This window comes from Parasegetibacter sp. NRK P23 (assembly GCF_023721715.1).
Taxonomy (GTDB): domain Bacteria; phylum Bacteroidota; class Bacteroidia; order Chitinophagales; family Chitinophagaceae; genus Parasegetibacter.
Genome location: NZ_JAMDLG010000001.1, coordinates 1230749 through 1246163, shown reverse-complemented (window position 1 = coordinate 1246163; position 15415 = coordinate 1230749). Strand labels below are relative to the sequence as shown.

General features: G+C 48.9%; 14 protein-coding genes. 9 read left to right on the top strand and 5 right to left on the bottom strand.

Features of this window, described 5'->3' with window-relative positions:
- Positions 1-33: 33 nt before the first annotated feature.
- The 4 genes from M4J38_RS04995 to M4J38_RS04980 all read left to right on the top strand — a co-directional run bounded on the left by M4J38_RS04995 (position 34) and on the right by M4J38_RS04980 (position 5580).
- Positions 34-567, top strand: coding sequence for an ORF6N domain-containing protein (locus tag M4J38_RS04995; RefSeq protein ID WP_251758432.1), 534 nt, complete (start codon positions 34-36; stop codon positions 565-567).
- Positions 568-573: 6 nt separating this feature from the next.
- The gene (gene metH / locus M4J38_RS04990) at positions 574-3270 is read left to right on the top strand and encodes a methionine synthase (RefSeq protein WP_251758431.1); all 2697 of its coding nucleotides are present in this window, start codon (positions 574-576) and stop codon (positions 3268-3270) included.
- Between the two features lie 311 nt (positions 3271-3581).
- Positions 3582-4541, top strand: coding sequence for a fasciclin domain-containing protein (locus tag M4J38_RS04985; protein WP_251758430.1), 960 nt, complete (start codon positions 3582-3584; stop codon positions 4539-4541).
- 283 nt (positions 4542-4824) lie between these two features.
- Positions 4825-5580, top strand: coding sequence for a LytTR family DNA-binding domain-containing protein (locus M4J38_RS04980; protein WP_251758429.1), 756 nt, complete (start codon positions 4825-4827; stop codon positions 5578-5580).
- Here M4J38_RS04980 and M4J38_RS04975 read toward each other — a convergent pair whose 3' ends face one another.
- Genes M4J38_RS04975 through mnmD form a run of 4 tightly spaced genes read right to left on the bottom strand, consistent with a single transcriptional unit; the run spans position 5581 to position 7460 of the window.
- Positions 5581-5796: a hypothetical protein gene (locus tag M4J38_RS04975; protein ID WP_251758428.1), complete on the bottom strand. Its 216-nt coding sequence runs from the start codon at positions 5794-5796 to the stop codon at positions 5581-5583.
- A gap of 9 nt (positions 5797-5805) precedes the next feature.
- On the bottom strand, positions 5806-6183 hold the full coding sequence (locus M4J38_RS04970; RefSeq protein WP_251758427.1) for a hypothetical protein: 378 nt from the start codon (positions 6181-6183) through the stop codon (positions 5806-5808).
- 10 nt (positions 6184-6193) lie between these two features.
- Complete coding sequence (locus M4J38_RS04965; RefSeq protein ID WP_251758426.1) at positions 6194-6739, bottom strand: RNA polymerase sigma factor; 546 nt, start codon at positions 6737-6739, stop codon at positions 6194-6196.
- A gap of 52 nt (positions 6740-6791) precedes the next feature.
- Positions 6792-7460, bottom strand: coding sequence for a tRNA (5-methylaminomethyl-2-thiouridine)(34)-methyltransferase MnmD (gene mnmD, locus M4J38_RS04960; RefSeq protein WP_251758425.1), 669 nt, complete (start codon positions 7458-7460; stop codon positions 6792-6794).
- Between the two features lie 49 nt (positions 7461-7509).
- Between mnmD and M4J38_RS04955 the strand changes: the two genes are divergently transcribed.
- Entirely contained in the window at positions 7510-8109 is a 600-nt protein-coding gene (locus M4J38_RS04955) for a DNA-3-methyladenine glycosylase (RefSeq protein WP_251758424.1), read from the top strand.
- On the opposite strand, the gene M4J38_RS04950 is transcribed toward M4J38_RS04955, so the two are convergent.
- A complete protein-coding gene (locus tag M4J38_RS04950; RefSeq protein ID WP_251758423.1) occupies positions 8079-8444 on the bottom strand; it encodes a helix-turn-helix domain-containing protein in 366 nt (121 codons plus the stop codon). The two genes, M4J38_RS04955 and M4J38_RS04950, sit on opposite strands and share 31 nt — an antisense overlap.
- A gap of 569 nt (positions 8445-9013) precedes the next feature.
- Here M4J38_RS04950 and M4J38_RS04945 point away from each other — a divergent pair.
- The 4 genes from M4J38_RS04945 (at position 9014) to paaA (ending at position 15350) form a co-directional block, all read left to right on the top strand.
- Complete coding sequence (locus M4J38_RS04945) at positions 9014-12025, top strand: TonB-dependent receptor (RefSeq protein WP_251758422.1); 3012 nt, start codon at positions 9014-9016, stop codon at positions 12023-12025.
- A 15-nt stretch (positions 12026-12040) separates the two neighbouring features.
- The gene (locus tag M4J38_RS04940) at positions 12041-13477 is read left to right on the top strand and encodes a RagB/SusD family nutrient uptake outer membrane protein (RefSeq protein ID WP_251758421.1); all 1437 of its coding nucleotides are present in this window, start codon (positions 12041-12043) and stop codon (positions 13475-13477) included.
- Between the two features lie 78 nt (positions 13478-13555).
- Positions 13556-14239: a hypothetical protein gene (locus M4J38_RS04935; protein ID WP_251758420.1), complete on the top strand. Its 684-nt coding sequence runs from the start codon at positions 13556-13558 to the stop codon at positions 14237-14239.
- A 160-nt stretch (positions 14240-14399) separates the two neighbouring features.
- On the top strand, positions 14400-15350 hold the full coding sequence (paaA, locus tag M4J38_RS04930; RefSeq protein ID WP_251758419.1) for a 1,2-phenylacetyl-CoA epoxidase subunit PaaA: 951 nt from the start codon (positions 14400-14402) through the stop codon (positions 15348-15350).
- Positions 15351-15415 lie beyond the last annotated feature (65 nt).

Below are 15415 nucleotides of genomic sequence, written 5' to 3'. Positions count from 1 at the left end.
CAAAGTATGTGCTGAACTTGCAGTAAAAAGCAAATGAGCAGATTACCGGATACCACGAAGATCATTGAAAAAATTTACGAGGTAAGAGGGCATAAAGTTATGCTGGATGCCGATCTGGCTGAAATGTACGGCGTAGAAACCAAAGCATTGAAGCAGGCCGTTAGGCGGAACCCTGCCAGGTTCCCGGATGATTTTATGTTTATCCTTACCAGGCTTGAGTTTCAGCGTTTGAGGTCACAATTTGTGACCTCAAACGCTGAAACTGGCCGTGGTGGCGCACGCGCGCTTCCCATGGCCTTCACAGAGCAGGGTGTGGCCATGCTTTCCAGTGTATTGAAATCGGAACGCGCCATACAGGTGAACATTGCCATTATCAGGGTGTATGTTCAAACCAGGGCACTTTTCTCAGGGCAACATGAAGTGTGGAAGAAATTACAGGAACTGGAAAAGCATGTGGTGGAAAATGATGATGAGATCAAAGAGATTTTTGGCATTTTAGAAAAATTACTCGTCCAGGAAGAGAAACCACGCAATCCGATCGGTTTCAGAATCCCGGCAAAAGAATAACCCAGCATGAGCGCAACAACCATTCGTCCGTTTTTGAGACTGAGCGGCCTTGAACCCCTGGTGGTTCGGCCGGAAACGAATTTTATCAACGTGGGTGAAAGAACCAACGTTACCGGCTCTAAAAAGTTCGCCCGCCTGATCAGGGAAGGGAAATACGAAGAAGCGCTGTCCGTTGCCCGTCAACAGGTGGAGAATGGCGCGCAGGTGATAGACGTGAACATGGATGATGCCCTGCTGGACGGTGTTCAGGCCATGACCACCTACCTGAACCTGTTACAAAGCGAACCCGATATCGCAAAGATCCCGGTGATGATCGATTCCTCGAAATTCGAGATTATTGAAGCGGGGTTGAAATGTGTGCAGGGCAAATGTATCGTCAACTCCATCTCCATGAAAGAAGGAGAAGAGAAGTTCATCCGCGAAGCCATCATTTGTAAAAACTATGGTGCCGCGGTGGTGGTGATGGCCTTTGATGAAGTGGGCCAGGCCGATACAAAGGACCGTAAAGTGGAAATATGCCATCGGGCGTATAAAATACTTACAGAACAGGTAGGCTTTGCTCCCCAGGATATCATCTTCGACCCGAACATCTTCGCGGTGGCTACCGGGATCGAAGAACACAACAATTACGCGGTGGATTTCATTGAAGCCACACGTGAAATAAAAAGACTGATGCCGCTGGCCAAAGTAAGCGGTGGTGTGAGTAACGTTTCCTTCTCCTTCCGTGGCAACGATCACGTGCGGGAAGCCATTCACTCCGTTTTTCTTTTCTACGCCATCAAAGCCGGGATGGATATGGGTATCGTAAATGCCGGACAACTGGTGGTGTATGATGAAATTGAACCACAACTCCGTCAGCTCTGCGAAGATGTGTTGCTGAACAGAAATAACGACAACAACGAAGCCACTGAAAAACTGATCAACTTCGCTGAGACAGTGAAGGCAAAAGGCAAGGAAATCGTAAAAGATGAGGCTTGGCGCAATGAGCCGGTGGAAAAACGACTGGCGCACGCACTGATCAATGGTATCACTGATTATATAGATGCGGATACGGAAGAAGCAAGGCAGCAATATGCCCGTCCGCTCGAAGTGATTGAAGGTCCTTTGATGGATGGCATGAACATCGTTGGCGACCTGTTCGGTGCAGGTAAAATGTTCCTGCCACAAGTGGTGAAAAGCGCCAGGGTAATGAAGAAAGCCGTGGCGGTGCTTACGCCTTATATCGAAGAAGAGAAAAGAAACAATCCCGCGGCCTTACAAGGCGGCGCGGCCAGAATATTACTGGCCACCGTAAAAGGCGATGTACACGATATCGGAAAGAATATCGTAGGGGTGGTGCTCGGTTGTAATGGTTACGACATCATTGACCTCGGCGTAATGGTGCCGGCAGATAAAATACTGGAAACCGCAAAAAGAGAACGTGCGGACATTATCGGGTTGAGCGGACTGATTACGCCTTCACTTGACGAGATGGTGCACGTGGCCAAAGAAATGAAACGCCAGGGCTTTACCGTGCCGCTCCTTATTGGAGGCGCTACTACTTCAAGAACACATACCGCTGTGAAGATCGCGCAGGAATACGATCATGGTGTAATCCATGTGCTGGACGCGTCACGAAGTGTTACCGTAGCCGGAAGTTTATTGAGTGAGGACCAGAGAGGTGATTTCCTGGGGAATATAAAAACAGAATACACCAGGTTGAAGGATGATTTCGCCAATAAGAAATCGGTTAAACAATACCTGCCCATCGAAGCCGCGCAGCAGATCAAATCGCCCATCAAATGGGATGAATTCGTTCCGGTGAAGCCGAATATGTTGGGCGTGAAAGTCTTCAAAGATTATGACCTCGCCGACCTCGTGGATTTCATCGACTGGGGACCGTTCTTCATCGCCTGGGAATTGCATGGTAAGTTCCCGAAAATATTGGAGGATGAAGTGGTAGGTAAGGAAGCAACGAAATTGTACAACGACGCACGTGCGCTGCTGGATAGAATCATTACAGAAAAGTGGGTCTCTGCCAACGGGGTGATCGGCTTCTGGCCGGCCAACAGCGATGGTGATGATGTGGTGGTGAAAGATGGCAAGGATACCAGGTTATCCTTCCTGCGGCAGCAGATTAAAAAAGCACCGGGTCAACCGCAGTTTTGTCTGGCTGATTACATCGCACCGGCAGATTCAGGAAAAGAAGATTACATCGGTGCCTTCGCCGTAACAACCGGCATCGGCATCGAAAAATGGGTGAAGCACTTCGAGGACCAACACGATGATTACAATTCGATCATGCTGAAAGCGCTGTGCGACCGCCTTGCGGAAGCTTTTGCGGAACGCATGCATGAAAGGGTAAGAAAGGAATTCTGGGGTTATGCTCCCGCGGAAACGCTTTCCAATGAAGAACTGATCCGCGAAAACTATGAAGGTATACGCCCGGCACCGGGTTACCCAGCATGTCCCGATCATACCGAAAAGTATAAATTGTTCGATATGCTGCATGCAACGGAAAGCACCGGCATCGAGCTGACTGAATCGCTCGCTATGTATCCCGCGTCATCTGTGTGTGGCTGGTATTTCGCCAATCCCGATTCAAGGTATTTCGGTATCGGTAAAATTGAGAAGGACCAGGTAGTTCAATATGCCCAACGCAAGGGGATGAGTGTGGAAGAGATTGAGAAATGGATAAGACCCAATCTCGAATATGATATCTAAAGAAATCTGTAAGGGTGTATCAAAAAGGTACACCCTGCTTTAATCAGTTCTTATCCCTGGTATTTACTTTTATGCCGGACTCAATGCCTAAACTAACTTTTGAGTCACCTTTTTTTAAGTTATTTGCAAGCGTACCAAAAAACTTGTGCTGCTTCTTTCATACATCTTCACCCTTCTTTTAAGAAAACTCACTCCCTTTGCTAAGCAACTCACACCTTTAATAGCTCAATTCGCGGAAAACTGTTTAACTCTTCGTGGTTAAATCTTGTTCAAAATGCTGGATAAATTATCAAACACAAAATACCAGCAGTATGAAACTCAGCGTAAATTTTTGCAAGACCTTAATGGCTTTTACAGTAGCCGGATCATCGCTCCTTCTGACCAGTTGCAACGACGACGACATGGTGGAAAATGAAATGGACAATACCATTTCCGGGATAGTGATTGAAAGTAATAATTTCACCACCCTGGAAGCAGGTCTGGGAAGAGCCAACCTGGTTGACGCCCTTCGGGCCACAGGACCATTCACTGTTTTCGCCCCTGATAACGACGCATTCGCCGCTTCAGGTATCAACACCGCCGCCCTCAATGCTTTACCCCTTAACCGTCTTGATTCCATCCTCAAATACCATGTGCTAACTTCCGATATCCCATCCGGAAGCGTACCTGCGGGACCCAATGCGAAAGTGACCACACTGAGCGGAGACTCCGTGTTTGTAACACGCAATACTGCAGGTGTTTTCATCAACGGTATCCGTGTTAAAACAGCAGATGTAGATGCCAGTAACGGTACCATCCACGTGGTAAGCAATGTATTGATTCCGCCAGGAAACAGAACTATCGTGAACGTCGCAACGGAAGACACTTCACTTACTTACCTTGTTGCCGCTGTGGTGAGAGCAAGTCAGGGCTCAACTAATGTGGCTGCGGTATTAAGTTCAACAAACGGCCTTACAGTATTTGCCCCTACCAACAATGCTTTCCGCGCGGCAAACTTCCCCACAATCGCAAGCATTCAGGCTGCTGATCCTGCCACATTAACCTCAATACTCACTTACCATGTTATTGGTGCACGTGTTTTCTCTTCCGACCTTACAGAAGGAGCACAACCGGCAACAGTTAATGGCGGAACAGTTACTATCACGCTTTCCGGTGGTGCCAAAGTGAAGGGCGCAAATAATGCCACAGCATCCAACATTATAGCTACAAACATCATGGCAAGAAATGGCGTTGTTCACAAAATAGATCGTGTTTTAATGCCCATGCCCTAGAAAGGAAATGGAAACAAATGGAAGGTGTGCCATCAATTGGTACACCTTCTTTTTTTAGGTCAATATCTGTACTTATCCTCGTATCGTGCGGTTTAACGGCCCTTATAGACTGTAGAAGTAACTTAAATCACTTCACAGCTTCTTCTTATTAAATCCTCATAATTACCCTGGAACGGTTTTTGAAAACATTCGGAGCCATGGATCACAAAATATTTTAATAGAAAAAAACAGCGAACGGAATCGTTGTTTTTTTGTTAGAACATTCATCATTAAAACCATTCCGATGCGAGCCGTGATCATTGAACCTGAATTGGCCGATGCCGAAAGGCTGGAAACCATGTTATATGCATGTGATCCTTCTGTTGCAGTATTGGCGCGCCTTTCAGGTGTGGAAGATGCCGTTCATTGGTTTCGTTCACATCCTGCACCTGATTGTCTATTCCTCGATGTTCAACTTTCTGATGGCACCTGCTTCGATATCTTTAAACAAATTCAATCCAACATACCTGTTATCGTTACAACCCATCGACAGGAGTTCGCGCTCGATTCCTTCCGTCTGCTCTGTATCGATTACCTGTTGAAACCCTTCACGATAGATCAGCTCGGCGCAGCGATCCGGAAACTGCACCTGCTCCGCGGTAATACACCGGATTATTCGGCGCTCAGAAACCTGGTGTCATTTCCCAAACCACGTTACAAGCAACGTTTCCTGGGAAAGGTAGGGCAGAAATTGTTTTTTATTGATGCGACCAATATCAACTGTTTCATGGCGGAGAATAAGATCGTATACCTTTTTTCGGCTGATGGATTCCGTTATGTGGTGGAACACACCCTGGAGCAACTGGAAAATTTACTTGACCCCGAATGTTTCTTCCGCATCAACCGGAGTGTGATCGTGAACATCAATGCCATTGAACAGGTGAAGCCTTACCTCAACAGCAGGCTGAAACTGAAGATGCGCTTTTCCGGCGTTGACGAGAATGACCTGGTCATCAGCAGGGAACGGGTGCCCGTTTTCAAACAATGGGCCGATGCCTGATCAGTCTTCCAGCTCTTCGCAGTAAAATCCGGCTTTTTGCAAAACAGCTTCAATGTTCCTGGCGCAGGCTTCCTCGCTTTCTATCCGAAGGATTTTATCTATATCATAAAGGTCCACGTTCCAGCGGGAAACCATCGGCAGTGTTTCTAATAGCGGGGAAATGGCTTCCACCTCGGTATTGTTGTGTATATCGGTCTTAAATACAAGGATCTCCATACGTTTGTATTAAGGTTGAGTAGTGCTCCTGTTTTCATCCGCATCGTGCTCCCGGCTGTAAGCGCCACAGCGGTTGTACCACTTGCTTTTGAATTGTTCCCTTTGTTCCGGGCTCATCTGTTCCCATTTCTCCCGTAGGTTATTTTTCCAATGCTGTTTACCGCGTTTCCTTCCGCCGCCACCTTTGCCGCCGAATCCACCGAATAGTATTTTACTGAGGACGAGAATGCCCATGGCCTGCCAGAAACTGATGGCCTTTACCCCGAGTACTTCGGGCAGAATATTGTTCCAAAGGCTCATGACCACCCAGGTGAACGCAAGGATGGCGAGGGGAATCAGCACCACCATGAGCGCGATCTTTTTAGCTATTTTCTTTTTTCTGTTCATAATCCTGGTTTTACCGGTTCAGCATTTCATCCCGCAGCCGGGCAAGTTTGCCGCGCAGGTGCAATACCGCGTACCTTTTTCTTGAAATAAGGGTGTTTACTGTTTCACCCGTTTGTTCCGCCATTTTTTTAAAAGAGACACCTTCCATTTCGTGGAGCACGAAGGCCTGTCGTTGTTCTTCGGGAAGTTCAGCGAGCGCACGCCTGAATTCTTCCCAGAAAACCGTTCTCAGGAAACTGGTTTCGGGATCTTCCGGTCCTCCGGAGAACAGCGCCGCCCATTCTTCGTCGTCCATCAGGTGGGGACGCTGCTTCCTTTTGTTATCGGTGATCTTGTTCCGGGCCACCGTAAACAACCAGGCGGTCACCTGTTCAATGGGCTGCGTGTTGCCCGTGAACTGGAAAAATACCTCCTGTAAAATGTCTTCGGCATCCGCCTCCGTATCCACTCTTTTACGGATAAAACCCAGCAGGCGCCTGCTGTATGTGTTGATCACCCGGGTGATATTGTTTTGTTTGGTGGCCGCCACTGGTTCTATCGTAATTGAAGCATCCATGTTTGAAAGAGGTAGACGAACGATGCTTCTGGATATTTTAAAAAAGGAAAATTTATTTTTTGTACGCCCGCACCATCTCCCTTTTTCCCCAGGGACCGGGCGGTTTCGTAACCGTAAAGCCCGCCGCCATCATGGCCCGCCGCACAATGCTCTTCGAGCAGTACGTAACCAGCGCACCGCCTTCTTGCATCATATTATAGAGGTGCGTAAAGACGGGTTCTTCCCAGAGCTCAGGCTGCGCCGAAGGCGCAAAGGCATCGTAATACACCAGGTCGTATAATTTCCCTCCGGTAAAGTTTTCCAGTTTGGTTTCATATTTGGTGAGCGTAAAACCGTTATCCATTTCAAAGGGTTGGTTCCATGGTGCACTGTGCAACTGCTGAAACACGCTATCCAATGCCGGCTGCGCCAACAACGCCGGGTAATTCAGATTTTCCAGTTCCGATTCCTGTAAAGGAAAAGGTTCTAGCGTATCATATACGATCCTTCTTTCTTTTCCTTCGTTTTCCAGGTAAGTGAGCAAAGCGTTCAACCCGGTTCCGAAGCCCATCTCCAATATGTGGAGCACGGGCTTATTCATTTCCTGCTGGCGTAATCCCTGCTCAATAAAAACGTGCATCGACTCACCCAACGCACCATGACGGGAATGGTAGGTGATGTCCAGTTCTTCAATCCGGATGGTGGGAGAGCCGTCTTTGGTCAGGTGGATAGATCGTTTCATGCGCGTTGCCGGGTTTCTGGTTTTCCTTATCTTTCAACCGCAAAAATAAATGGAATACATCACTCACCTTCACAAAGACAAAAAGCTGCGCACCATTATAAGTGATGCATCGCCGCTTGCGCCTGGGAAAAAGAAAAACCTCTGGCTTTACCTGTGCGCCTCCATTACCTCGCAGCAACTGTCCGTAAAGGTGGCCGCCGTTATCTGGAAGCGTTTCCTGGATTTGTTTGAAGGAAAAGAACCCACGCCGCAGGAGGTGCTCGCCGCCGAACCGGCGCAACTTCGCGGAATAGGATTGTCGAATGCGAAGGTAAAATACGTGCAAGCCGTGGCCGCGTTCGCCCTGGAACAGGGTTTGGAATGGAAGAAGTTGTCAAAGATGGAAAATGAGGCCGTGATCAATTATGTAACCACCATCAAAGGCGTGGGCCGCTGGACCGCGGAAATGATGCTGATGTTTGCCTTAGGAAGAGAAGATGTATTCGCCGTGGATGACCTTGGTATTCAAAATGCCATGTGCCGCCTGTACAAACTGGATGCGGCCGACAAAAAACAGATGAAAACCGATATGCTGCGTATTTCCGCGAAATGGACCCCATACAGAACGTATGCCTGTCTTCACCTCTGGTCCTGGAAGGACGCGAAATAGCGGTAAGCTCCCGGTGTTATTTTTTTCCATTTCCTGAAACTCTTGCTGAACGCGGCCGCGTCTGAAAATCCGCATTCCAGCGCGATCTCACTGATGCTGGCATTACTCTGCTCCAGTAACCGCATGCTTTTTTCGATCCTGCATTTCAACAAATAACGGTATGGCGGGCAACCGAATATCTTTTTGAACATTCTCGTGAAATGAAAGGAAGAAACCGCTGAAATACGCGCCAGTTCCTCTACCGACCACGCTGATTCCGGATGGCTCCTGATGCGCTGCCCCACTTCCGATACCCGCGCGTATACATTTGCTACTGCTTCCCGCTCTTCGCACATAACCCGTTGTTTGCACGGAAGTAAATGTATTGAACACAAAGCAAATCATGGATTGTGATAAGTGGCACGAACTAGATATGTATAGAATATGCTGCAAGGAATACCACTTTGTTTGTTTTCATGTATAAGCATTTTCTTTTACACATCAATCTACATCTGGATTAAAAAACTTATCGGGAAATCATGCGGAATCATGAGATGCAGGTTGATTTTTATCTTATCTGGTCAAAACATTCATCCTTATTTATAACCTTCTGAAATTGATCGGATAATGATGACTTGATAACTTTTTATAAAGAAAATTTTATGTAACCCTTTATTATAGATGGTTTCAGGTCTGATTCATTAAAACTAAAATCATTGAAATGGGCAAAATTCAACAGCTTCGTTGTAATATTATCTAGTATAACAGTTATACACAATCGAAATTTACATGATGGTATGCTCATGAAATCATTGCCAGAATTTATTTTTGAATTTTCTTATCTAGCCCCTGAACCCAACCATCCTTTGTTCCCCCCACTACTTTCTGACTACAAGTACATTGGCATTCTAAAACTATCTTGTTTATGAAAAAACTTGTGATGCTGCTGCCCGGTATGCTGCTGGCTTTCTGCCAGCTGATGGCGCAGGGCAGGGTAATTACAGGAACGGTAACCGATGCCGCGCAGGGCACACCCTTAACGGGCGTTTCTGTATTTACCAAAGACGCGAAATCCGGTACGCTTACCGATGAAGCCGGACGTTATTCTCTTAGAGTGACGGACAATGAACGGGCACTGATATTTACTTTTGTGGGTTATGCGCAACAGGAGGTGAAGCTGGGCGCCGAAACTGTATTGAACATTTCCCTGAGCAGTGATGAAAATAAAATGCAGGAAGTAGTGGTGGTGGGATATGGAAGGCAGGTAAGAAGAGAGGTTACCGGCGCTTTGTCCAGAGTAAGCGGAAAAGATATTGAGAATGTGCCCCTCGCTTCCTTCGACCAGATGCTGCAGGGCAAAGTGCCGGGATTGCAGGTGGTATCCACCAGCGGACAACCCGGTGCCGCAACGAATGTACGTTTGAGAGGAATCGGTTCCATTTCGGCCGGAGCCGCTCCGCTCTATGTAGTGGATGGTATCCCGCTGGTAATCGGCGACAACTCAAGTTTAACCACTACCGCCAACTCACTCGCCGGTATCAACCCCAATGATATTGAAGATATTTCCGTGCTCAAAGATGCTTCCGCTACTTCCATCTACGGTTCCCGGGCCGCCAACGGGGTGATCCTGATCACCACCAAAAAAGGACGCGCCGGAAAAACAAGGATCCGCATCGACGCGGAAGCGGGCTTCAACAAACTCGCCCTCTCTGAAACCGCACGCCCGCTTACCACCATGGAGTATTTTGAACTCACGCTGGAAGGGCTCGCCAACCGCTTCGGTGGTGAACCCCGCGATTATGTGCAGGATTTCCTGGATGTGTGGGCAGCGGATACCACGAAGAACGTAAACTGGATTGACCTGGTAACCCAAACCGGAAAGCAGCAACAATACAATATTTCCCTCCAGGGGGGGAACGAGAACACACAGTTCTTCCTCTCCGGTGGCTTCTTCCGGCAGGATGGTGTAGTGATTAAATCGGGTTTTGAAAGGACTTCACTCAACATGAACCTCACTACCAAAGCCAGTAAAAATATCACGATTGGCGCCGGGCTGAACATTACGAAATCATTACAGCAATCACCCAATAATTCAGGCGGATTTTCGAATCCCGTGGGCTCGGCATTTTTCCTGATGCCCTTCGCACCGCCCTATGATGACGAGGGTAAGCCCAATATTGATCCCACTTATTACGGGGTATCCTATAACCCGCTGGCTATCGCTGAATGGGATTACAACCGGTACAGCAACCTGAAAGGGCTTTCCTCCATCTTCGGAGAATGGAAAATATTGAACAACCTGAAATTCACTTCCCGCTACGGACTCGATTATCAGGATGTTTTCGAAAAACTGTACTGGAACCCGCTTCATGGGGATGGTGTTTCCTATGAAGGATACGGGTTCAGTAATTCAAGAAGAATATGGAACTGGATTTGGAGCAATACCCTCGATTACAAAGTGCAGCCCTTCAAATCTGCAAACATTGTATTCGACCTGAAAGCCGGTTATGAGGCGCAGGAACAACGCGATGATGTGCAGGAACTTTCCACCAATACCTTCCCGCTTTCGGTAGAACAAAAACCTGAACTGGTATTGGGCGCAGCGCCGCAGTCGGCTTCCACCTACTACGATGACTGGGCGATCCAATCCGTTTTTGGTAGTATGAATGTGAACTTCTTCGACCGCTTCAACCTCTATGGTTCTTACCGGAGGGACGGTTCTTCCCGCTTCGGCATCAACAAAAGATACGGAAACTTCTGGTCGGCGGGTGCCGCCTGGAACATCGACAGGGAAGCTTTCATGAACAATCTTTCCTGGATAAGTTCCCTAAAAATCCGCGGCTCTTATGGTGTGAACGGTAATGCGGATATCGGCAACTACGAATGGAAAGCGCTCTACAGTTATGGCGTGAACTATAACCTGCAAACAGGAACAGCACCGTCCGCTATCGGGAACTTTGACCTGACCTGGGAATTGAATAAGCCAGTGGATATTGGTGTCGATCTTGGTGTATTGAATGAGAGGGTTACACTTTCTTTCGACTGGTACAGGCGGGTGTCTTCCGCATTGCTGCTGAACCTGCCGCTTTCGCTTACTTCGGGCTTCGACCAAACCATCGCGAATGTGGGAAAAATGGAAAACAAGGGGATCGAGATTGACCTGAATGTGTCTCCGGTCCGTAACCGTACCATGCGTTGGGATATCGGGCTGAATATGGCCAGCAACAAGAATAAGATTCTGGAACTTCTCCCTGACCAGGATTTTTATATCGATGGTTCTTTCATCAGGAAAGTGGGGGCGAACTTCCAAACCTGGTACACCCGTTTGTACGCTGGCGTAGACCCGCAAACCGGCGATGCCCTCTGGTACAAAGATGCTACCCGCAAGGAAACCACCACCGACTACGGCGAAGCGGAACGGGAAGAATACAATACCGCGCAACCAAAAGTATTCGGAAGCTTCAACAATAGTATCTCTTATAAAGGGATCAGCCTGATCGCGCAACTGAACTACCAGTTCGGTGGTTATATCCGCGATGGATTCCAGAATTACACAAAAAGTGACGGCTTCGATCCCTTCGAGAACAGGCATAGCTCACAACTGAGAAGATGGCAGAAACCCGGTGATATTACCGATGTGCCCAAATATGTATTCAACAACAATTCCCAATCCAACGAGTTCTCCTCCAGGTTCATCTACAAATCAGATTTCCTCCGCCTGAGGACCATCACGCTCGCATATGATCTTCCCGCTGAAGTGCTTTCTAGATTCAACATCGCTTCCGTGAAGTTCTATGCACGTGCACTGAACCTGTTCACCAAAACCTACGATAAAAACCTTGACTTCGACCCCGATGCGGCCGGTATCAATGGCATCAACGACCTGAACATGTTCCCGCTCAAATCAATGACCGTAGGCGTAAACATTGGATTATAATCAAAACTTATCATCATGAAACTCCGATCAATAATAGCTATCACCTCCCTCTCTCTGGGACTGTTCTCCTGCAGCAAGGACTTTCTTGACCGGGAGCCACCGGCCAGCCGCGATTCCGATGGCGCCATCACCAACGAAACCACCATGCGCCAGGCTGTAAACGGCATGTACGCCAAATTGCGTGACCCCGATCTTTACGGAAGAACACTCCCGATATGGGGCGACCTGCGCGCCGATAATATTTTCGTGCACCCCATCAATTCGGGCCGGTACACGGAATACAACGACTATACGTTCAACCGCGCCAATACCTACGCACAGGATACCTGGGCCGATCTGTACAACGCCATCCTCCGTGCCAATAACGTCATCAACGCGGAAGTAACCGCCTCCGATGGCATAGACCAACTGCGTGGAGAAGCTTACGCCGTTCGCGCACTGATGTATTTTGAATTGCTGCGCAACTACGCCACGCGGTATGCAGACAATCCCTCTGGCGACGGCGTTCCGCTGATCCTCGAATACGATCCTTTCGCGAAGCCCGCGCGCAGCTCCAAAGAACGCGTTTACAACCAGGTGATCGATGACCTCGAAATGGCGGCTTCCCTGATGGAAGACGACAATGAGGACAATTCTTACATGTCTGCCTGGGCGGCCAAAGGTTTACTCGCCCGTGTGCACCTTTATATGGGGAATTATGGTGATGCGAAAACCATTGCCGCGGATGTGGTCGCCAACAGCGGCTATACGCTGGCGCCCGCCGGTCAGCTGGCGAACTATTGGGAAGAGCCCGCCGCCTCCGACGCGAAGCTGGAAACCCTCTTTGAAGTGTCCATTGATGGTATCGACAACACCGGCTCTAATGGTATCGATAATATGTATGAACAGGCCGGTTATGGGGACCTCGTGCCCACCAACGGAAGCACAGGCATCACGGCTATGTATGATGGGTCCGATGCACGTTACAATGCATGGATAACGATGGGCAGAAGAAACAACGCATCCAACAACCCGCTGATTCCGATCGTAATCAAATACCCCAACAGGGGCAATACGGCGGATAAGGACAACATCAAAGTAATACGGCTCGCCGAAGTAATGCTCATACTGGCGGAATCCGCCGCACGCACTTCAGATCCCACAACGGCCAATACCGTGCTCACGGCCCTGCGCAAAACCAGGCAACCATCGTTCGGAACGTATAACCTTACCGGAGATGCGCTGATCCAGGAAGTGCTGAATGAAAAAAGAAGGGAACTCGCTTTTGAAGGCCATCGTTATTATGACCTGCAAAGGCTGGGCCTTGCCATCACCAACCGCGGTATCCCTGATGCGGAATACCCCGCCAATGTGGTGAACATCCCGAACAACAGTTTCAGAAGGATATTGCCGATCCCGCAAACAGAACTCGATAACAATACAAACATCGCGCCCAATCCGGGGTACAATTAGTTGATGAACGGTTGAAAATGAGCAGGTTTTGACAATTGTTTTTCTCCATGAAATTGCAACTTTGTACAGGATTCCATTATGGCGAAAACAATTTTTAAAGGCGCGCATCTTACGGACAGAAAGCTGAAACAGTTGATGGAACTATTTTGTGAGGACCTTACCGCCACACAAATCGCCAACATCACCGGCGTAAGCCGGATCACGGTAAACAGTTATATCCGTAAGATGCGCCAGCTGATGACCTTCCAGGTGGAATTTGAAAAAGCGGGCGCCATGGCCTTCCGGACCGACCTGAAAGCGGAGACCATGCAACTGCGTACCGATGAACAGCAGCCCGATGAAAAAGAACTATCGGGCTACGGACTGATGAAAATCGAAGGCCGCGTGTTCTCCGATCCACTCTTCAACCTTTCCACCACTGTACGGACATTGGTGAAGCAGAAAAAATGGGAGGAACTAACGGAAACAGATGAACGTTTTATGAAAAGGTATTCCGGACTCATCGCGCCGGATCTTTCAAAAATGACCCGCTTCCAGGGAGAAATGGACATCGCCGACAGCTTCTGGGCCTTCACCCGGAGCCGACTGGTAAAATTCAAGGGCATCAGCAAACAAACCGGGTACTACCACCTGAAAGAATCAGAATTCAGGTTCCTGTACCGCCAACAGCCGCTGTTCCCTGTACTGATGAAACTCATCCGGCAACATACCGCCGGCAACAGGTTCCCGCTTTCCATTTTCTTCGGGAACGAAAAAATATAAGCCGTAAGAGAATCACGGCAAAGAAGTTCTGCTGAATACAAGCGGCAGGATATTTACAAGTTTTCTCATGTCGCGGGCTTTTTTTTAATCGCCCGCTCTTTTTTGCCCACAAACACTAACAGGTGTTAGTTTTTTTCTGGAAATGCCTTATATTTGAACCATGATGGAACAGCAAACTTCCCTTACTTTTCAGGAAAAGGTCGACCGCGAGATCAAGATCGAGCCGAAGGATCAGATGCCGGAAAAATACCGGCAGATGTTGATCCGCCAGATATCGCAGCACGCGCACTCCGAGATTGTGGGCATGTTGCCCGAAGGCAACTGGATCACGCGTGCCCCAACGCTGAAACGCAAAGCCACGCTGATCGCGAAAGTGCAGGACGAGGCAGGGCACGGTTTGTACCTCTACTCCGCGGCCGAAACGCTGGGTATTACCCGCGATGAAATGTACGCGCAGCTGCATTCGGGGAAAGCGAAGTATTCTTCCATCTTCAATTATCCCACACTCACCTGGGCCGATATCGGCGCCATCGGCTGGCTCGTGGACGGTGCGGCCATCATGAACCAGGTGCCGCTTTGCCGTTCTTCCTATGGTCCGTACGCCCGCGCCATGGTGCGCATCTGCAAGGAAGAGAGTTTTCATCAGCGCCAGGGATTTGAGATATTGCTCGTGCTGTCAAGAGGTTCGGAAGCGCAACGCGCCATGGCCCAGGATGCGCTCAACCGCTGGTGGTGGCCCTCGCTCATGATGTTCGGCCCGGCCGACGAATCTTCCCCGCATACCGCGCAAAGTATGCAGTGGAAGATCAAGCGCTTTACCAACGATGAACTCCGGCAGAAATTCGTCGACATTTGCGCCGAGCAGGTGAAATTACTTGGACTCACTATTCCCGATCCCGATCTCCGCTGGAACGAAGCCACCGGCCACTACGATTTCGGCCCCATCAACTGGGAGGAATTCTGGAACGTGGTGAACGGCAACGGACCCTGCAACCGCGAAAGGCTCGCCGCACGCAACAACGCCTGGGACAACGGTGCCTGGGTACGCGAAGCGGCCGCCGAACATGCCCGTAAAAAAGCAATGCGCAACAGTGCCGAAGCCGCGGCATAGATGGGAGCCGGCAGCGGTAACACTGCGCAGCGCCTGTTGTGTCACTCACTTGTACGCTATATCAA